The 20,938-nt window shown below is 60.2% G+C and carries 9 protein-coding genes and 1 pseudogene; 7 read left to right on the top strand and 3 right to left on the bottom strand.

What is annotated here, in order from left to right; genetic code table 11:
• Positions 1-55 precede the first annotated feature (55 nt).
• The 5 genes from lepB to ACTHUY_RS07915 all read left to right on the top strand — a co-directional run bounded on the left by lepB (position 56) and on the right by ACTHUY_RS07915 (position 4,013).
• A complete protein-coding gene (lepB, locus tag ACTHUY_RS07935) occupies positions 56-820 on the top strand; it encodes a signal peptidase I (protein WP_441654084.1) in 765 nt (254 codons plus the stop codon).
• Complete coding sequence (locus ACTHUY_RS07930) at positions 817-1,473, top strand: ribonuclease HII (protein WP_441675321.1); 657 nt, start codon at positions 817-819, stop codon at positions 1,471-1,473. Before lepB ends, ACTHUY_RS07930 begins: the two co-directional genes overlap by 4 nt.
• On the top strand, positions 1,466-1,780 hold the full coding sequence (locus tag ACTHUY_RS07925) for a DUF2469 domain-containing protein (RefSeq protein WP_126703761.1): 315 nt from the start codon (positions 1,466-1,468) through the stop codon (positions 1,778-1,780). Before ACTHUY_RS07930 ends, ACTHUY_RS07925 begins: the two co-directional genes overlap by 8 nt.
• 227 nt (positions 1,781-2,007) lie before the next feature.
• A complete protein-coding gene (dprA, locus tag ACTHUY_RS07920; protein WP_441675319.1) occupies positions 2,008-3,087 on the top strand; it encodes a DNA-processing protein DprA in 1,080 nt (359 codons plus the stop codon).
• Entirely contained in the window at positions 3,084-4,013 is a 930-nt protein-coding gene (locus ACTHUY_RS07915) for a tyrosine recombinase XerC (protein WP_441654081.1), read from the top strand. Before dprA ends, ACTHUY_RS07915 begins: the two co-directional genes overlap by 4 nt.
• 23 nt (positions 4,014-4,036) lie before the next feature.
• Here ACTHUY_RS07915 and ACTHUY_RS07910 read toward each other — a convergent pair whose 3' ends face one another.
• Positions 4,037-6,637, bottom strand: coding sequence for a LuxR C-terminal-related transcriptional regulator (locus ACTHUY_RS07910; RefSeq protein ID WP_441678390.1), 2,601 nt, complete (start codon positions 6,635-6,637; stop codon positions 4,037-4,039).
• A gap of 896 nt (positions 6,638-7,533) precedes the next feature.
• Between ACTHUY_RS07910 and ACTHUY_RS07905 the strand changes: the two genes are divergently transcribed.
• Positions 7,534-16,821, top strand: coding sequence for a DUF5979 domain-containing protein (locus ACTHUY_RS07905; protein WP_441678388.1), 9,288 nt, complete (start codon positions 7,534-7,536; stop codon positions 16,819-16,821).
• A 119-nt stretch (positions 16,822-16,940) separates the two neighbouring features.
• Here the strand turns inward: ACTHUY_RS07905 and ACTHUY_RS07900 are convergent, their stop codons facing one another.
• Positions 16,941-17,252, bottom strand: coding sequence for a response regulator transcription factor (locus ACTHUY_RS07900; RefSeq protein WP_441675315.1), 312 nt, complete (start codon positions 17,250-17,252; stop codon positions 16,941-16,943).
• A 153-nt stretch (positions 17,253-17,405) separates the two neighbouring features.
• Positions 17,406-19,238: a hypothetical protein gene (locus ACTHUY_RS07895; RefSeq protein ID WP_441675314.1), complete on the bottom strand. Its 1,833-nt coding sequence runs from the start codon at positions 19,236-19,238 to the stop codon at positions 17,406-17,408.
• Between the two features lie 168 nt (positions 19,239-19,406).
• On the opposite strand from ACTHUY_RS07895, the pseudogene ACTHUY_RS07890 reads away from it, so the two are divergent.
• A pseudogene (locus tag ACTHUY_RS07890) lies at positions 19,407-20,811 on the top strand (IS30 family transposase).
• Positions 20,812-20,938: the final 127 nt, after the last annotated feature.

The following is a 20,938-nucleotide window of genomic DNA, read 5'->3' as shown; positions in this document are numbered from 1 at the left end:
GGGCCGCCTTCATATGTGCCCTATGATGACAGAGTGAAGATAGGCAGGAGGACGAATGGCTGAGGATCATGGTCGCGATGACGAAATGCCACCCAGCTACGTCCCCAAACCAGCAGGTGAGGGCTCTGCGCAGGAAGCGCAGTCAAAGAAATCCGGCTGGAAGTCATACTTGGCGGAGATGGTGGCGGTTATCGCTTTCGCCCTTGTCATCTCGATTCTCATCAAGACGTTCTTCTTCCAGGCGTTCTACATCCCGTCCTCCTCAATGACGAACACCCTCGAAATCGGGGATCGAATCATTGTCAATAAGCTGGCGAACTCCGCCGACGAAATCCACCGGGGCGACGTCATCGTCTTTGTCGATCCGGGCGGCTGGCTCGACAGCGAAGACGACCCCGATCGTTCCGAATTCATGGACACGCTCTACACCATCGGTGAAACGATCGGCCTCCTGCCGAAGGATTCGGGCCAGCACCTCGTCAAACGAGTGATCGGCGTGGGCGGCGATGAAGTTGCCTGCTGTAGCAGCGGCGGGTTGCTTACCGTCAACGGTGAACCGATCGAAGAACCCTATATTAAGACCGGAACGATTCCGTCCGGTATGGAGTTCCGCGTCATCGTCCCGTACGGACACGTCTGGGTCATGGGAGACAACCGTTCGAACTCGGAAGACTCCCGCGCACACATGGGAGCGCCCGGCGGCGGCTTCGTCCCTGTCGACAACATCGAGGGGCGCGTCGCCCTCATCATGTATCCGCTCAGCAGATTCGGCGGTCTCGGCGACTACTCCAGCGTGTTCCAGGACGTTCCCGAGCCATGAAACTAGCAACACCGGACCTGGAACAGCAGGTCCTGGCGGAGCTGACTGAACAACTCGGTAGGCCCGCCATTATCGTCGGCATGGACGAAGTTGGCAGGGGAGCCCTCGCGGGCCCCGTCGCTGTCGGTGCCGTCGCCATCACCACCTCGACACCCGAAGCGCCAGTAGGCCTCGCAGATTCAAAAGTACTGCGCCCCGCCGTGCGGGAAGCCTACGTCGAGACAATCACGAACTGGGCCCCCGGAGCAGTGGGCTACGGAAGCGTCGACACGATCAACCGGGCAGGGATCATGGCAGGCCTGCGCGAAGCTGGCATGTCGGCCCTTGCCCAGCTACCTGTCGTGCCCGACCTGGTCCTTCTCGACGGCGTTGCCGACTGGCTGACAGGCAATGACCTGTTTACCGGCTTCGACACCCCGAAAGTCCGTACCGTCGTCAAAGGCGATCTCAACTGCACCGTCATTGCCGCAGCATCGATCCTTGCCAAAGTGGCCCGCGACGAGCTCATGGTCGGGCTCGACGGCGCCGACGGCTATAGTTGGAAGTCGAACAAGGGCTATGCCTCGCCAGCCCACATCGACGCGCTTTCTCGGCTCGGGCCACACGTCCACCACCGTACGGCTTGGCAGCTTCCAGGAGTAACACATGAGTGAATTGGAGAACTTCGAAGGCGACATGGAGCTCGCGCTGTACCGCGAGTACCGCGACGTCCTCAGTCTGTTCCGCTTCGTCGTTGAGACCGAGCGGAGATTCTATCTTGCCAACGACGTTGACGTGAAGATCCGCTCGGCGAACAACGGCGAGGTGTTCTTTGACGTCGCTCTCACCGACGCGTGGGTGTGGGACATTTACCGCACCACCCGCTTCATCCGCTCCGTCCGCATCGTCACCTTCAAGGACGTCAACGTCGAAGAGCTCAACAAGTCAGACATCACAAAGGACCTCGGGCTCGACAAGTAGCCCTGGCGAAGCGGTATCCGAGGTTGGTGTCGTGAACCCCGGGGCCTAACTGCAAGCCCATTTCCGCCCGCGTCAGCTAACTCCCTCGTAGCCACTCTTGCTATCAGCCCCGGCCCGTCCACAAGGACGGGCCGGTCGCATTGTTCCGCCAAGGAGTTTCTGCACGAGAACGCCCATTCGCCCGCTCGCGAAGATAAGGACGGATAGAAAGGGCGACAATGCAGACAATGACAGGAGAGCGGACCGCACGGGCGGTCTGGAGCCACCTGGTAGAACCCGGCGACCCCGTGGGTCATCTCGACGGCGGTGCCCAAGAAGCACTCGAGCTACTCCGCAGTGGCGGTCTGGACGGTGACCTTGCTACGCACGCTGCGCGGTGGAAACTGCGCCTGGAGGGCCTGGATGAAGATGTTCTCGCCGGCCGATTCGATAGGGATCTACGGTTCCTCATTCCGGACGATGAAGACTGGCCGAAGAGCCTGGCGGATCTGGGTACTCTGCAGCCGATCGGGCTGTGGATGAGAGGGGGAGCCTCGATCCTCTCGTGGCCGTCGGTCTCAATCGTCGGGGCGCGAGCTGCAACGTCCTATGGTCAGTCCGCGGCGAGTGAGATGGCGGGGGATTTGGCAGCAACTCACGTCCTGGTTTCCGGAGGCGCCTTCGGCATCGATGCGGCCGTTCACCGGGCCACCCTGGCCCGGCACGGTCGGACAGTTGTTGTGCTCGCAGGAGGCATCGATCGGGTCTATCCTGCCGCCCACAGGGAGCTCGTCGAAGCGATCGTCGTCTCCGGTGGAGCGGTCGTGTCTGAGATGCCCCCGGGGGCTACTCCTGCTCGGCACCGGTTCTTGTCCCGCAACCGGCTCATTGCCGCGCTCGGTCAGGCCACGGTCGTGGTGGAAGCGGGCGTACGTTCGGGTGCCCTATCAACCGCTCGCCACGCGGCCGAGATCGGCCGTGATGTCGCCGCGGTACCGGGACCCATTACCTCAGCGGCAAGCGCTGGCACGAATCAGTTGCTGCGGGACTTCGGGATCTGCGTCACCGGCGCACAGGATGTCAGGGAGCTCCTCGGTACCATCGGGCCCGATACCCTTCCTCGCGTGGTGGAGACAGCGTACGACAGGCTGGGGGAACGGGACCGGCGGGTCTGGAATGCTCTGACGCCCCGCGTGGTTGGGTCACTCACCGGTATTGCCAGAGAAGCGGGACTGTCAGCTCACGAGACTGCGACATCCCTGTCTTTCCTCCAATCGATTGGTCTGGCACGATCCATTGCCGACCGGTGGATTAGGGTTGCGGTATGAGTTCGCTCGCCGTTTCTTCCCTCATTGACGCCTACGGGCGTGAGCTTTCCGTGCGCCGGGGACTGTCTGATCACACCGTCTCCGGGTACCTGTCGGACGCCCGGAATCTGCTCGGATACCTGTCGGCTCTTGTCGGCGCCAGGAGTGATGACCTGACCGTCGCTGATCTTGGGCTGGAGAACCTTGAGCTGGAAGACCTGCGGTCGTGGCTCGGAACCCAGCAGCGTGCGGGATCGTCCAGGTCGAGTCTTGCGCGGCGTGCCGCTGCCATTAAGTCCTTCACCGCATGGCTTGCCGAGCAGGGTGTGACGGAGAAGGATGCCGGTGCCCGGCTTTCTTCCCCGTCACCGGATTCACGCCTCCCGCACGTGCTGTCGGTCGGTGATGCGGGGAAACTCCTCGACTACGCCAAGGATGTGGCCGAGGGCGGCAACAAGTCGAAAATCCGCAACTGGGCGGCCTGCGAACTGCTCTACTCATCCGCCTTGCGAGTGAGTGAACTGACGGGGCTCAACACGACCGATATCGAAGGCGATACCGTCCGAGTATTCGGTAAGGGCGGCGTTGAACGAATCGTGCCCCTCGGCGCGCCAGCGCAGGAGGCACTCGATGCCTACCGCGAGGTTCGTCCATCCTTTCTCGTGAAGCCAACGGACGCACTCTTCCTCGGGGACCGGGGAGGCAGGCTCGACCCGCGGACGCTACGCGGAATCCTCCACAGGCTTAGCGGCCTGGCGGGTATTGCCGATACTGCACCGCACGACCTGCGCCACTCGGCGGCCACCCACATGCTGGATGGTGGGTCGGACCTGCGGACAGTTCAAGAGTTCCTCGGGCACTCGTCCTTGGGAACGACCCAACGCTACACTCACGTATCGCCAGAAAGGCTTCGGAGCGCTTTCGGTCAGGCACACCCGCGCGCATAGCACCACGACCCGAATCGGTTGCTCTACTGGAGCCCCACGCGGACGGCATCGCGCCGTCTCTTCACCCCGAGCTTGCGGTAGATCGACCTCTGGTGAGATCGGACGGTGGCGGGGGAGATGAAGAGGGACTCCGCGATCTCCTCGGCGCTCATCGGCGTTGCCAGGTACTGGAGAATCTCCGTTTCGCGGCGGGAGAGGTCGCGATTCGGTTCGAGGGTTGAGACCACATGAGAAGGACTCGTTGCCAGCCGTTCGGTTAGGAAATGCTCGTGGGGTGTACCCCGGTCGATGTGGGCGAGGATGAGCGCCCGCGATGATTCATCGAGGCCGACGAATGGCGAAGCAATTGATTCTGGTACAGCTAGGGTGAGGCAGCTGTCTAGCAGATTGTGGGCGAGGGTCTGGTCTCCCTTGTCCCATGCGATGACAGCATGGGTGAACTGGATGCTTGACGCGGTGTAATTGGTGAGCTGGTTCTTGTCGATCTTCGAAATCAATTTGAGGGCCCTATTGGGGTAGCCAAGCCTGCGCCACATTTCTGCCGCCATCGATAACACGGTTGTGATCCCGTCGTGCGAACCGATCCGCTCAAGAGCCTGAACGGCAGCGGGCCTCTTGCCGCGGGCCCACAGTATGCCGGCGTGGGCAATTGCCTTGTAGGCGGGCCAGGGGAGTCCGTGCTCAACGGTGTCGGGTATCTTATCAAGCATGACGAGTGCTTCGTCGAGGAGGTCGTGTCGGGCGATCGTTGCCGTGGCCGCGAAATAGAGGCGCCCCATCCCACTTCGCCACGTTGCCTTCTGCCGGCTCGAATCGAGAACCCTGGCGTCCCTGATTAACCGGTCGATATCCCCCTGCCAATAGGAGACAAACATGGACGACCAATAGACGACGCTTCCGTCGATTGGATCGAAAATTGTGGGACTATCTGCCGATTCGCGATCAAGGATCTGGCGTGCGGCATGGAATTTACCGGCAAATGCGAGAGCGAGGGCATTCATTGCGGCCGCCCTGTGCGCGAGTCTCGGAAGACCCACTTCTCGAGCACCCGTTGTCGCCGCGGTTAGAAGCTCGATGGCGCGACGGGGGTTGGTGCGCAAGCGGATCATCGTGGAGCCGACCATGTACATGTAGTGCAGGTGTTGGCTCGTCGAGAGGGCCGCCTTCGCGAGGATCTTTTCGGCCTCGGCCACAGTCTCCGTGAGTTTGGCGTGTCCTGAAAGGATTTGGAGATTCGTAAAAATCATTGTCGTGGAGGACTGCTCGAGTTCGTCACCGGACAGTCGTTCCAAGGCAGCATCGGCATGGGTTCTGAGCAACTCGGATGTGATCGTGTCCCCAGCAATGTCGCGGCACACGGAGCGGATATACATAATTGAGGCATCGTGTTGCCTACTGCTCGGCAGTTGCAGGCAACGCTCCTCCAGTCGGTCCGTGTGCCCGTGCATGACGAGCGGCATCCACACTTCGTTGATCATTGCCACCGCGAAGTCGTCGTCGCCGGTTTGGAGCGCATGGAAAATAGCTTCCGCCGGATATGGGTCGGCCATCCATCCCGCCGCTCGACGGTGAACGGCTTGTACCCGAGCTGGGTCGGTGCGCTCGGCGATCTCACGGCAGCTAAGCGCGAAGGTGGAATGCCAGCGGTACACGGTTCCGCCACCGTTGTATTGGAAGCTGTCGAGGAACAGGCCGCCCCTGCGGCACTCTTCGAGGTAGGAGGCAGCGAGGTGGCTGCCTGTCATCTCGCTGGCAAGGCTCTCATTGACTCGGTCGGCGATAACCGCATCGAGGATAAATTCGCGAAGCTCCGGACGGATCTTCTCCAGAATCTCCGCTTCAATGTAGTCGGTGAGGACGCTTGGGGGAGTGTGCTCTTTCAGATTGACCGGCGGATGTTCAACGGCTCCTATTTGAAGCAGTAGCCGGACCGCCACCGGCCATCCACCCGTCTCCTCCCACAGGCGCAGAGCGGCATCGGCACCTGCGTCGCTACTCAGGGCGACAAGCTCTTTCACTTCGTTTTGCGTGAATGGGAACGCGACGTTTGCGAGCCGGATAGCCTCCCCTTTGGCAAGGGGGTTTGCCATCCACTTCGACAGGCGACCTGTGCCGCTGAGAATGAAGCGGATACGACCGCCACTGTAACGAGCCAGCGGAACCACAATATTGTTGAGGGCGTCCTGACTGGAAGCCTGTGCTTCGTCGATGATGACAGCGGTTGTGCCGGCGGTAGGGATCGCGTCCAAGAGTGACTCGAGAACCGGCTGTAGTGACTCCGCGCCGTCCTGAACATCGAGCACCAGTCTGCTGAGATCGTCAGACTCCGGAAACGTGCGCTGCAGTGCCGCTAAAAGGTAGGCGAAAAGTTGCGTTGTTGTCTTGCCATCTTGGCCGAGGGTTACCCAAACGGTGGGCTCCTCGCGCTCCTTTGCCCACAGGCTGAGGGCGGTGGTCTTTCCGAAACCGGACGGTGCTTCAATGACGCTGATCGGATACTCACGTACCGACGAGGTAATGATCTCAAATAGTTCGTGGCGGAGAATCTCTCGTCCGCTGACCTCCGGTGCTGTGACAAAGAATCGCGCAACGGCCGGTAGTGGATGCAGAGAATCGCCTGGCATATCCACATTGTAACAAGATGGAAAAACTCGTTTCTTAATTTCTCATGAAAAGAAGCGGTTTGATACCCATCTGGGTCGAGGGAATCTCGGTGCGATGATGTGCGATAGACGTGCACATGTATTGATGTAATGAAGCCATTATCGAAGCTGATGGCACTCGGCTAAGGCCGTCTTACCCGGCTACCGAAGCGCCGACGACAATGATTACTCGCCCTCTCATCATTTTTTGAACGACTCATCAAATGGGGAGATATTGCTGAAAAAGTAATCATAACTTTATGAATGGAGCGCGGGTTCTCCGACTTTCATTGAAGCGCACAAGCTTTCGGTGGACGATCAGATCGGTATATCGCCCGAGCCCGTGACGGTCTTGGGCGATCCGTTATGAGAACTGCGAGTAATTCATGAGTGTTGACACGCGGCCGCCGGCGCATTCAGCGACGGTGCCTCAGCAATCGACCCTATCTTTACACCAATCCCGGTATCCGTCGATCAATGGCGATCGACGGATACTACCTCAAGGTCTGGAGTCGTTTGACCTGACCTGTTGCGCTCAGATTTCACGCGGAATCGCGCTTTGAGGCAATGGAAAATGGACCCAGTAGCAGCTTTGTGGAACCCGTTACTGGGTGAGCTATGCCCTGCCATAGCCACTCTTACGCGCGACTTTGACAGTGGAGCTTCAACGTTCTTACCAGCACTTCAAAAAAGGAGACACCCGATGAAACCACAACTGGAAAAGGGGGAATGACGTGAAACGTCCCCATCCGTTGAATGACGACAACACCCGCTCTCGTCAGCCAAACTGGCTGACGAGAGCCTGTCATTCTGTACTGGCCACGCTGAGCTCGGCAGGTAGCAGGGGTTTGGCTAAGAGTCGTGCGAGTGTGACTCGTATGCGCAAGCGCGCGTACAGCGCCCTGGCCATGATCGTTGCTGCCGTCATGCTGTTCCCCGCGGCTGCCACGGGCGAACCCGCCTCGCCGATGCAGGAGCAGTTCCCGGAATATTTGACCGTTCGAAAGTCGGTCAATAAGGAAGAGCTCCAGCCGGGTGATTCGTTTACCTACAGCATCTACCTGGAATGCCAGGAAACGACGTGTCTCAATGCTGAGCTAGTTGATGATTTCCCGGCGGAGCTGGCGGGATGGCCGATCGATAACGTCAGTATCAGCCCGGCCGCCGCAGAAGTGCCGCGCGAGGTGACGTGGTTCGAGGGCGATACGGCTCTCACCGACCAGCCGGCAGAGCTCGGCGCCGATACCTCCCTGTTCCTTGACGTCCGCAATCAGACGCCGGACGGTGAAGGAATGGAGCCGGGGCAGACCCTCCACCTCCAGGTGACACTGCAGGTGCCGCAGGATCTACCCGGTGGCACCGACATCACCGCCGTCAACCATGTCTCTTCCTCCGCTGATAACTCGGCGCCGGATGCTGACGAGGCCACCGTTACTGTGAATGTTCCCGGCACGATCAATGCAGGGATCACAAAGAACTGGGACCCTTCCTCGCAGTACTTCGAGGAGGGAGCTGAGTCCGCGGTTACCCTTGCCGCGACAAACTCATCGAATATTCCGGTGAGCAGTCTTGTTGTTCAGGACCCGGCAACGGCGGTCGACGGCGCGGACACCCTGGATGCAAACAACCCGTTCAGCATCGTTGACCTCGCTTCGCTCGACGGTGTTTCACTTCCGGCAGGTGCCGACACCGTTCAGGTGGACACCTACGTTCTTCAGGCGGACGGAACCTATGCATGGGTGCCGGGCACAGCTGACGAGACTGCGGCCCTGCCCGCAGGTGTTGACGCAGCCGATGTTGCTGGTCTCCGCTTCACGTTTGCCAGCGAGATCGAGGCTGGCGCCTCGACCGCGATTGATATGACGGTAGGCCAGCGGGCCACGGACCGCAATGATGGTAGCGACCTGTCGGTTGCTCGCCAGGATGTCACGAACATTGCCTCGGCCACGGCTATTGAGCCCGAGTATGAGCCGGTGACCGTGACGGACAATGCCCCGTTCGCGATCACCCCGGCTCCCATCGAGGCCCTTGCGGCGAAGGACATCCAGCAGGATCGGATCGGTGCCGGCCAGTCCGCATCGGCGACCCTCACCGGTGTGAACCAGTCAGGTGTTCCGGTGGCCGAGCTTGTTATATCGGACCGGGACTTCTTCACCGACACGATCACTTTTGATGGTTTCACCGCGGCGCCGACATGGCCTGCCGGTGCGACCGACGCCGCTGTCGTCTACCACCCGCTTGATGGTGGAGATCCGATCACCACCGCCTTTACTAATGGGGCGACCCCGGCTGATCCCGGGGTTGCCATTTCCGGGTTCGATATCGTCTTCACCGGAACAATTGCGGTGGGTGCGAGTGCGGATGCTGCCTTCGATATCGCAACGACCGAGGACGCGGCAGGCGCTGCCCCGAACTCGGTCACGCTCAATAATGATGTGTCCGTCGAGGTTACTGCCCCGAACGGTCTGTCTGATTCGGATACTGACCGCGATTCGGTTGTTGTTATTGCACCGGGTATTGATGTCACCCTGACAAAGGACGTGCGCCCAAACCGTGACGTCTACCCGGGTGAGACCGTCGTTGCCAGCCTCGTGGCGCAGTCGGTGACGTCGTCTGACTGGGTCACCAACAAGCATCTCATTATTGAGGATGTCTGGAATGACTCGGCGTCGAACTTCTGGAACGGCTTTGAGCTTTCGTCGATGCCGTCAACCGAGGTTCCGGCCAACGTTGAGCTGAGCTTCTCCGTTCAGGTAGGGGATACGTGGCATGAGGTCAGTGTCTTCCCCGCGGAGACCTCGGCCCGCTTCGTCAGCCTCAACGCATCCGAGCTTGATGCTGCCCTCGCTTCGCTCACGCCGGCCGTTCCCGCTGAGGACGTGACCGGTGTGCGCTTTGAGTACTCGAGCGATGACGGCCTTCCCGCCACGTTCAATGCTCGTCCCTACGTGGGTTTCACCGCCCTTGAACAGACCCGCCTCGGTGAAGACCTCCCGGACGTAGCTACGGAGTACGAGAACGCAGCGGTTGCCTCAGGAAACGGTGAGACTGGCAATGGAACGCCGGTCATTGACGAGGACTTCGATGTCGATACTGGTGCGGTTGTCCCGTCTCCCAGCGGTCCTGGACCGATTGATATTGTGAAGAGCTGGACTGAGGCGAATGTCATTGCGCAGTCAGGTCAGGAACGGTCGACCACTCTGACGTGGAGTATCACGGCCGGGTACGAGAATGCGACGATCACGGATCCGTCGGATCCAACGATCAACATCGAGGAGAGCGTCTACGATTCCTTTGACCTGAAGCGCATTGACCCGATCAACGCTTCGAATACTCCGTACTCGAATGGCTGGTTCCTCAAGTACGACACGATCGAGTCGGTGCGACTCTATGATGGCTCCACCTGGGTTGATGTCGCTGCTCCGAGCGGTGGCTGGATCCAGAATGGCCGATTCGTTGGCTACGAGCTAACGGCTGCTGAACGCGAGTCGACCGTCGGCTTCCAGATTGTTCTCGGCGAGAACACGGACGCACGCACGAATGCCACCGACCCGTACGCGCCCGAGCCGGGGACCGGTGTCTCCGAAGGCTCAGGACGTGCCTTTACCCTCGACTGGGAAATCAGGAACAAGACCCGTAGCGCGGGCATTTGGGTTGAGCAGGGTGGAACCTACAACACTGCGAACACCGGCGAAGTTCTCAACACTGTTGAACTCGAGGCCGATCCGATCGGTGATACGCCTCCGGTACGGGACACCGATGCTGATGAAATTCAGATCATCAACGGCTCCCCGAACGTCCGCGTGGACAAGTCGGTGTCGATCGTTAACGGTGAGGATCAGATTTACGTCCCCGCACCCGGTGCCGATCCGAGCCTGTTCCAGGAGATCAACTGGACGGTGAAGGCATCGAGCATGTCTGCATCGAAGGCCTCCTACCTGTCGATTGTTGATCCGCCGCAATGCGATGACATGGGTAGCAACACCGACTGCCAGGTTGAAGCCACGGCTGCGGGCGCGACCACGTCACCGTTTGACCTGGGGGAGATGGGTGATGCGACCGAGTGGCTGGATGAGAGCCCCTTCAACAGGGTTGATCTGACCGGTCTTCAGGTTTCTTCGTCAAGGCCGGGCGAGGTCGACCTTGCGGCTTCACCCGCATGGCTGCTCCGCTACGACGAGGCGACAAACACGCTCAGCGTTGAAGACACGACCGTGGATGCTCTACCTAGCATGACCGCGGAGGAACTTCAGGACGTTATCGGCGTTGCCGTGACCTTCCAGGGCTCCGACCCGGCGGAAACCGGTGGCACCATCTCGTCGGCAAACGAGTTCACGATTACCTACGAGACGAAGCTTCGCGAGACGCTCCGTCACGACGGTAGTGATCAGACCTTCCTGGCTGGAGAAACCGCGAACCTCACGAACCGCGTATTCGCCCAGTCCTTCGATCCCGTCCTCGCAGACGGCGAGGGAACGGGTGCTCTTGACCCGGCCAGCGTTGTTCTCACCGGCGGTGAGATTACCGTTGCCCCCGGCAAGTCGGTGTCCCCGTCGCTGCTAATCGAGCCGGAGCGGGATACCCCCGTGACGGTCACGCTGTCCGCCAATAGCGGGACGACGCCCAGGAATACGCTCTCGCCTGTCGAGGTGTGGATCCGCGACGACAACGTCAGCTCGCCCGACTTCTGGAACTCGTTCACCTTCACGGGACTTGGAACTATCAGTGCGCCGTCCGGATCGGACCAGGCCGTTGTGTCTGTCTACGGCCCGTTCGGTGATAGCGGGGCGATGGAGTGGATTGACTCTGCTCCGACCGCGCTGGATTCCGTTGAGGTTCCGGTTGGTGCCGAGCAGTACGCGGATATTCAGGGCATCGAGGTGACATTCACCCGTGCTGACGGTGGCCTGTTCTCGCAGACGCTCCCCGCAGCATCGTGGAACGCATCGATTCCGTTCACCGTGGAACTCCGCGACACCTTCCGCGACAGCGGCGAGGAGATCGCCATGGAGGGAACCGTTGAGAACACGGTGACCGTCCAGGCGATCGGTGAACGGGACCGCAGCCCTGAAGTCACGGCTGACGCCGTAGTCGAGCTGAGCCCGGGAACCCAGGAGATCAAGGTCAACAAGCTCGCGAACGAAGGACGCCGCACGGTCAACGTCGGTGTTCCGATTCCGTGGGATCTGACCGTTCAGAACTCTGGCACCGGATACCTGACACTGACGGAACTGCGCGATGAACTGCCAGATTCCCTGCTGTTCAGTGCGGAGCACGCCCCCGTTTACGAGGCGGAGGATGGCGGAACGCTGTCCGAAGACGTCACGCTCGAGGAAAGGGACGGGGAACTGGTCTTCACCTGGCCAGAGGATGGAAACATCATGCAGCCGGGCGAGACGTTCAAGATCCGTATCCACCTTGAGCTCCAGCCGGGACTCCAGGCCGGCCAGGAAGCGACAAACGTTATTGTTGCGAACACGGTCGAGACTCTGGATCAGTGTGGCAACACGAGTCCCTATCAGGGCAACACCGGTCACTGGACGAAGGACCCCACGTCGTGTGGCACCTCGGATTTCGTTCAGCCGACCGCAGGAATGAACCTCTACGCGGTCAAGGGAGTCATGGGCTCGCTTGACGGCGCGGTCAATTCCTTGAACGCGGACCTGGCGTGCACACCGAACCTCACGGCCTCGGATGGTGCCGACTACTACCGCTACCCCTGCATCGCGAACTCCGCCATCGGTGGAACCGATTCGTGGGTACTGCGCACCGTCAACGCCGGCACGACAAACATGGACGAGCTCGTCATCTTTGACCAGCTTCCCGTTGCTGGCGACAAGATGTATGTCTCCGGTGGCAACCGCGGCTCGGACTACCGTCCGCAGATCACGGAAGCCCCAACCGTTTACGCACCCGAGGGCGCTACCTACACGGTTGAGGTCACGTCCTCCAGCGACGTGTGCACCGGCACCTGGTCGAATCTTGAAAACCAGGAGCCCTGTGAGCAGAACGGTGAAACGTGGCTGGAAGCAGCGAACGACACCGACTGGTCGACCGTCAGCGGCATCCGCATTCATGTTGACTTCGCGGGTACGGATGCGGGAACTATGCTTCCCGGCAACACTGTTGATGTAACGTTCGAGACCGAGAACGCACCGGCCACCGCGGCAGATCCGTCGGGTGCCTCGGTGACCGTCCCGGTTGAGAACGAGCGTGCTATCAACCAGTTTGGTGTGCGTTATCTGCCCGCGAACACAAACTCGTGGGAGAAGCTCACCCCGGCCCAGGTTGGCGTGCAGCTCCCCATCGGTTCCATCGCGGTCACGAAGGACATCACCGGACCCGCCGCGGCCTACGCGCCGAGCGAGTTCCGAGCCGATGTTCAGTGCACCATCGAGGGTGCCCCGGTCGACCTGGGTGACTACTCCACCGTTGTTCTCACAGAAGCAAATGAATGGACAGTCCAGATCGACGGCATCCCCTACGGCGCCGAATGTACGGTGACGGAACAGGGCGATCTCGGTGAGTTCGGCGAGACCTCGCGGTCTATCGAGAACGACACGCTCCAGGTTCTGGAGAGTGTCGCCGCCGAGGGCAATGTCCCGCAGGCGCAGATCACGACGCTCAGCAACGACTACCAGTTCGGTGACCTTTCGGTCTCGAAGACGGTCAAAACAGACGCCGATCTTGGCGAATTCGGCCCGTTCGACTTTGCGCTCACCTGCCAGACGTTGCTCGGCAACGCCGTGACGTTCGACGATGCCGGTACCGCGGTCTACGAGTTCACCCTCGAAGATGGGGAGACCGTCAACATCCCGGCGAACACGATTCCTGTTGGTTCGCTGTGTGAGCTGACCGAGGTTGGCTCCAATGCGGACAGCATCGTCTACTCCGGTCTCAATGTCACCGCCGATGGCGATACGGCAACGATCGGTGTTCTCTCCGCAGTCACCCCGACCGACGTATCCGTCACCAACGGTTACGACGCGGGTCAGATCACCCTTGAAAAGATGGTCGATGGTGAAGGCGCCGAGATCTTCGGAACCGGCGAGTTCGGTTTCGACCTCGTCTGCATCTACAACGGTGACGAGATCTTCACGGATTCCTTCTCCCTTGTTGGCGGCGGCACCTACACGACTCCGTCGATGCCGGCAGGTACGTCCTGCTCGGTTGTTGAAACCACGACCGGCGGCGCCACGTCGACCAGCATCAGCCCTGCCGAAATTGTCGTTCCGACGCAGGACAGCGAGGAACTCTCCTCGCTCCTCGTGACGGCAACGAACACGTTCGACGTGGGTGAGCTCGTCATTGACAAGCAGGTTGTTGGTGAGGGTGCTGATCTCTACGGAGCCGGACCCTTCGAGGCCCAAGCCCAGTGCATCTACGACGTCGATGGTGTTCCGACCCCCGTGGTCCTCGCAAACGAAGGCCGCGTGACCCTCAACGAGGCCAATGGCTACACGGCCACCATTGGGAACCTCCCGATTGGTGCTGACTGCACCGTTACCGAGACCCTCACCGGTGGAGCCACCTCGACCGAAGTATCGGGCGATGCTGTTATCGCAAATGACCCGGCAGTAGTGACGGTTACGAACACGTTCGACGTGGGTGAGCTCGTCATCGACAAGCAGGTTGTTGGCGAAGGTGCTGATCTCTACGGAGCTGGCCCCTTTGAGGCCCAGGTCCAGTGCGTTTACGACGTCAACGGAGCCAATACCTCGATTGCTCTAGCTAACGGTGGACTTGTCGCGCTAACAGCGGACAACGGCTACACGGCCACCATCGGTAACCTGCCGATCGGTGCTGACTGCACGGTCACCGAGACAAAGACGGGGGGTGCAACCTCAACCGAGGTCTCCGGTTCCGGCAATATTTCGGCAACACCCGCGGTCGTGACGGTTACGAACACGTTCGATGTGGGCGAGCTCGTCATCAACAAGGAACTCGTAGGTGACGGAGCCGAGCTCTACGGAGTTGGTCCCTTCGAGGCCCAGGCCCAGTGCGTCTACAACGTCAACGGAGTGGACACACCGATCACGCTCGCTGACGACGGAATCGTCCCGCTAACCGCAGACAACGACTACACGGCCACCATCGGCAACCTGCCGATCGGTGCCGAGTGCACGGTCGTTGAGACTGTCACCGGTGGTGCAACGGCTACCGAGGTTTCCGGCGCTGCCGTTATCGCACACGACCCCGTCGTCGTGATGATCACGAACACGTTCGACGTGGGCTCGATCAGCATCGTCAAGGAAATCGAGGGCGGGGCAGCGGACCATCCGACTGCAGACCGCACCTTCGAGATCACCGCGTCAATCGACACGACCGCGATCAGTGAAGAATTCCCGGATCCGGCCGATCGTACAATCGAGCTGACCGAAGGCGTCCCGTTCATCATTGATGACCTGCCTGTCGGATCCACGATTACCTTCGAGGAAGCCGTACTCGTAGACGATGACATTCTCACCTGGGGCGAGCCCGTCTTCACCCCCGAGTCTGTCCTCGTTGATCACGCAGCGATCAACGCCCCCGTTGAGGTCACCTTGACGAACAGCGTGGAACGCACCCTCGGTACGTTCTCGATTTCGAAGATCGTGACCGGCGACCAAGTCGACAACGCTACTGTTCCGGCCACCGTGACGATCAACGCCACGTGGGATGAGGAAGGTACCCCCGGTTCGAAGACCCTCGAGGTCCCGACCGATGGCACCCCGGTCCCGCTCGGTGAAGATCTGCTGATCGGTACCGAGGTCACCCTGACCGAGGTTCCGCTTGTCGACGGCTCCAGCATCGCCTGGGCTGACCCGGCATGGTCGGGCGACAACGTCGAGATCGACGGCAGCTCCGTCGTTGTGACCGTCAGTCGTAACGCTGAGGCCGCCGTCGTGGTCGAGAATCATGCAGCAACTTCTGTTGCTGGCCTCTCGATCATCAAGGGCGTTGCAGGTGAAGCAGCCGAAGAGGTGGCACCCGAGACCGAATTCCCGGTCACGGTTACCTGGACCGACGCCGACGGTGTCGACCAGGTTCGCGAGCTCACCATCAACGCGGTGGAGCCCACCCCGCTTGGCGAGGACCTCCCTGCCGGTACGGTTGTGACGATCACCGAGGGCGAGCGCCCCGGCTTCGGCACGGTTATCTGGGATGAGATCGTGATCTCCGGCGATAATGTCACCGATAACGGTGATGGCAGCGCAGAGATTGTTGTCTCCGACCAGCAGGGCGACGTCACGCTCGTTACGGTTACGAACGAAGCAACCTGGGCACCGGGAACCTTCACTCTCGTCAAGCACGTTGAGGGAGTTCTCCTTGACAACCCAGATGCTCCGGAGTTGGTCACGATCAACGCCACCTGGATTGAGCCCGACGAGGAAACCGGTGACCTGGTCACCGCCTCCCGTTCAATCGAGGTCCCGACCGACGGTACTGCCGTCGACCTTGGTGAGTACCTGCCGCACGGCACCGAGGTCACCCTCGTTGAGGATGCTCTCGGAGACAACGCGGCATTCACATGGGCGGCACCAATCTGGAGTGAAACCGATGGTCTCGTCATCAACGAGGACGGATCTGCCACGCTGACAATCGCAGCGGCACAGAACCCGACCGTTGAGCTCACCAACGTTGCTAACGCAACGGTCGGTAACTTCTCGATCGTCAAGGAGCTCTCCGGCTCCGGAGCTGACCTGGTCCCCGCGGACACGGTCTTCCCGGTCACAGCCACCTGGACGGACATCCTCGGCAACGAGCAGAGCGCGCAACTCAAGCTTGTCGCCGGTGAGCCCGCCACCATCGAGAACCTGCCCTTCGGCACCGAAGTCACCCTCACCGAGGGCGAGTTCGAGGTACCCGCCACCGTGACGTGGGAGGAGGCCGAATGGTCGGCTGATTCCAACGTGATGATCAGCGGCGAAGGAACCGAGGTTGTCATCGTCGTTGAAGACGAAGCCGGCGTCGCTGTCTCCGTCACCCTCGACAACGAGTTCAACGAGATCCCCGAAGACCCGCAGGATCCCGAGGGTCCAGAGGAACCAAAGGACCCGGCGGACCCCAAGGACCCGGACCTTCCGGTGACGGGTGCGGACGTTCGCAACGCGATCGTTCTCGGACTCCTCCTTCTGGCAGCAGGCTTCGTCGCGCTTTACACGGCGCGCAGGAAGAATACCTAGCAACCAAGCAGGCAGGTAACACCGGCTAGCTAAACGGAAAGCGGCGTCAGTCTTCGGACTGGCGCCGCTTCCATTAACAGGGAGAGTGGAAAACGGGGAGTTAAGACCCCGCACGCGGGCTAGGTGCGGATACCCTTCTTGACGGCATCCCGCCGGTTTGTCACCTGCAGTTTCCGGTAGATCGAAGCCGGGTGGGAACGAACCGTGGCAGCAGAAACGAACAGCTCGGCAGCAATTTCTTCTGCCGTCATGGGCGTGTTGAGGTAGCTATAGATATCGATTTCCCGGTCGGAAAGACGCTGGCCAAAGTGTGTGTTCCTGCGGATGTTCGAGGCATCAGCGGCAAGCCGAGCTGCCAGGAACATCGCGTGTTCGGTAGAGGTCCCCGTATGTGCCGTGAAGAGAGCGCGCCTTACCTCGTCAAGCTTCATGAAAGGAACCTAAACCTCTTCGGTCACAGCCGTTTCCAGGCCGGCCTCGAGAAGCTCGTGCGCGCGCTCGAGGTCGCACCTTTCCCAGTGGATAGCGGCAAGAGTGACTTGAACGCAGACATAGCTGTAGCTGATCAACGTGTCGGACTTGATCTACTTGATGGTAGACAGGGCCCGATCCGGATAACCAATCCGTTGCCAGAGGGAGGCTGCGATAGCCTGAGTGCTGGGAGCCCAGAACCGGTCATCAGTCGAATCGAGAAGCTTGGCAGCACCTGCATGATCGTCGCGCGCCCACGCGATCTCGGCGAGGGTGATCTGCTTGTAGGCTGGCCACGGTATCCCGCCCTCCATCTCACCACCGATGCTGTCGAGAATGGTTTCCGCCTCATTGAGAAGATCGGGGTCTTCCGACAGGGCGGCGGAATGACCAAAGTAGATCCGTGCCAGATTCGATGCTGTCGTGTGGGGTGCTCCCACCACATCCATGTCCCGGTACAACCGGATCGCCCGGGTCGTATCGCCCCGCCAAAACGACAGGAAAGCGTCCGGCCACAGGTCGAGGTAGTTACCGAAGGGATCGCGAGGACTCGACGGGTCAGAGACGTCCATGGAGACGGTTGCTAAATGCTTCCTTTCCTCGCTCATGTGCCCCGCAACGGCAAGTGCTGACGTAATGGTTGCGGTGACGCGCTTGGCTATCGTGTCGTAGCCGGTGGCCTGCGCGGTCTCGGCAACGGACCTGAAGAGATCGACAGCGCGGGGAGAGCTCTCGTTGAGTTTCAGGTGGCTCCAGGCGGCGAGGAACATGCCGTGGATCTCGAGGCTCCGGCCAAGCACGGAGGTCTTGAGGATCTGTTCGACAGTCTCCAGTGCGGCCGCCAGTTCATCGGGACGGTCGAGGAGAATGACGTCGACAAAGGCGCGGGTGACGGCAGACCGCTCCGCGGGTTCACAGCTCATAGCGCCTGCGGCGTGGTCGGCGCGGGCCTTGAGGATTTGTGTACCATTGGGGTCGCCTTCGACGGCGCGGCACGCTGCCCGAATGTAGAGGAGGGTCGGTACGTCATTGTCGGATGCTGAGGCTTTCAGGCATGCAGACTCGAGGGGAGACGCATGACTACTCGTGATCATTTGGAGCCAAATATCTTCGATCATATGAACGACAAAGGAAGGATCGTCGACCCCGTTGGCGTGGTTGAGGGCCTCCGTGGGATCGGAAGGGGCAAGCCACGTGGCTGTCGCACGCTGAATTTGGTTGAAACGATCCGGGTCACGATGCTTCGCAATTGCCCGACAGCTTTGTGAGAACACGGAATGCCAGCTAAGCCTTGTTTCACCGCTGCCACTTTCCAGAAGATCCAGGAAGAGACCGCGCTCGCGGCATTCATCCAACAGGCTGGAGCTTTGTGAATTACCGGTGAGATGATTGGCGAGCGCCGGGCTGATCTCATCTGTGACGGTCACCGTCAGAAGGAAGTCCTTCAGCTCGGGAGACAGGGAACTGAGCACCTCGTTCTCGATGTAGTCGGTGAGAATCACCGGGGCAGTGGAGTTCTTGAGGGAGAAAAGGGAGCCGTTGTCGGAACGGAGGAGGAGCTGTACGGCGATCGGCCATCCCAGCGTCGCATTGTGTAGGGCCTGTGCGACTTCATCCCGATTGCCCTCGTGCAGGTCTGCGGCTTCGAGGAGCTTTGTAATCTCGTCCGGCGTGAATGCGAATGCGGAACTGGGGAGAGAGCCCGCGATTCCCGATCCCAGTTCTTTCACGAGCCACCTGCTCACGTGACGCTTCCCGCTCATAACAAACCGGAGCTTCCCTCCGCTGTACTCGGCAAGGGCAACAACGATCTCGGAGGGGGCTTCGCGGCTACCGTTGTGTGCGTTGTCAATAACGATCGTCGTGGACTCCGACTCCGGGAGGGAGCTAATGATCGCCTCGAGAGCGGGGTGAAAGGGTGGTTGGCGGTGATGTAGCCTCGCCATCTCCGCCTTAAGTATTTGGCTGTCTGGAAAGAGGCGGAGAAGGGACGAGACAACGGCTCCCAATAACTGGATCGGGGTACTGGGTGGATTCAATTGATTGTCGCAACACCTTGGTGGGAAAGGTGTGAGTCGATGGCTACGGATGACTGGGGTAGGAAGCCTGGTGATATGCCGGTGGAGGTGCGTCGTCAGTGGCGTGCGGATCGGGCGTTGCGTCCGCCGATGCGTTCACCTGGCCGGCCGGTTCCCTCGCGGGCAGTTCAACGTGACTTTTGGGCGTTGATCGCTACGGGGATCACGACTGCGGAGGCTGCCGTGAGGGTGGGGGTGTCCGTACCGGTAGGGACACGGTGGTTCCGTCATGCTGGTGGGATGAGACCCTTAACTTTGGACGAGCCCTCGGGGCGGTATCTATCGTTTGCTGAATGGGAGGAAATCGCGATCTTAAGCTCCCAAGAGTTGGGGGTACGTGAGATCGCCCGCCGGATCGGACGCAATCCGGCGGGCGATCTCTCGTGAGCTACGGCGTAACGCTGCCACCCGTGGTGGCACGAGCGTCTATCGGGCCGGGGTGGCGTAGTGGAAAGCTTAGGAAGCCGCCAAGCGTCCCAAACAAGCAAAACTCGTGGGTAATCCGCGCCTGCGAGACTACGTTCAGGAGCGTCTTGCCGGGACGGTCCGAGATGAAAACGGGGTCGTCATGGCGGGGCCTGGTACTGCTGGGTGGAAGGGCCAGAACAAACCTCACAGGGCAGACCGTCAGTGGTTTACTGCACGGAGCCCGGAGCAGATATCGCAGCGGTTAAGGATTGACTTCCCTGATGATGAGAGTATGAGAATCAGCCATGAAGCGATCTACCAGTCCTTGTATATCGAGGGGCGCGGGGCACTTAAGCGTGACCTCGTCGCCGCACTACGCACTGGGCGGGCACTGCGTAAACCCCGGGCCAGGAGCAAGTCGAAACCGCATGGACACGTGACTGACGATGTTGTCATCTCTAACCGGCCCCCTGAAGCCTCGGATCGGGCAGTACCTGGCCATTGGGAAGGCGACTTGATCATCGGCACCGGACGTTCAGCGATCGGGACCGTGATCGAACGCCACAGCCGGTCGACCCTGCTGGTGCACCTGCCTGGCCTGGACGGCTGGGATGAACAACCAAGGACGAAAAACGGACCTGCCTTGAGCGGATTCGGAGCTCAAGCGATGAACTCCGCCCTACAAACCGCGATAACCGATCTGCCATTACAATTACGTCAAACGTTGACCTGGGACCGAGGAACCGAGCTCGCTGACCATGCCGCTTTCACTCTAGAGACGGGCACGAAAGTGTTCTTCGCTGACCCTCACTCGCCATGGCAACGGCCCACGAATGAAAACAGCAACGGGCTCTTACGCCAGTATTTCCCCAAAGGCACCGACCTGTCTCGATGGACAGCCCAAGACCTCGCCGCAGTCGCCTACACGCTCAATAACAGACCAAGAAAAGTCCTCGGATTTCGAACCCCAGCCGAAGTATTTAAAGAACAGTTACAATCAATTCAAAACAGCAGTGTTGCAACCACCGATTGAATCCAAGCAGTACGTCAGTGTTGTCTACAATGGGCGACTTACCCAGCACGGTATTACAGCTTCCACCGGAAGTGTCGGTGATTCCTATGATTGTCAGACTGTTTTCACCTGGTTCCGCAAGAATCGG

The sequence above is a fragment of the Flaviflexus sp. genome (genome assembly GCF_052087705.1).
GTDB lineage: Bacteria > Actinomycetota > Actinomycetes > Actinomycetales > Actinomycetaceae > Flaviflexus > Flaviflexus ciconiae.
The sequence above is the reverse complement of the archived record's forward strand: the minus strand, read 5'-3'. Positions and strand labels throughout refer to the sequence as shown.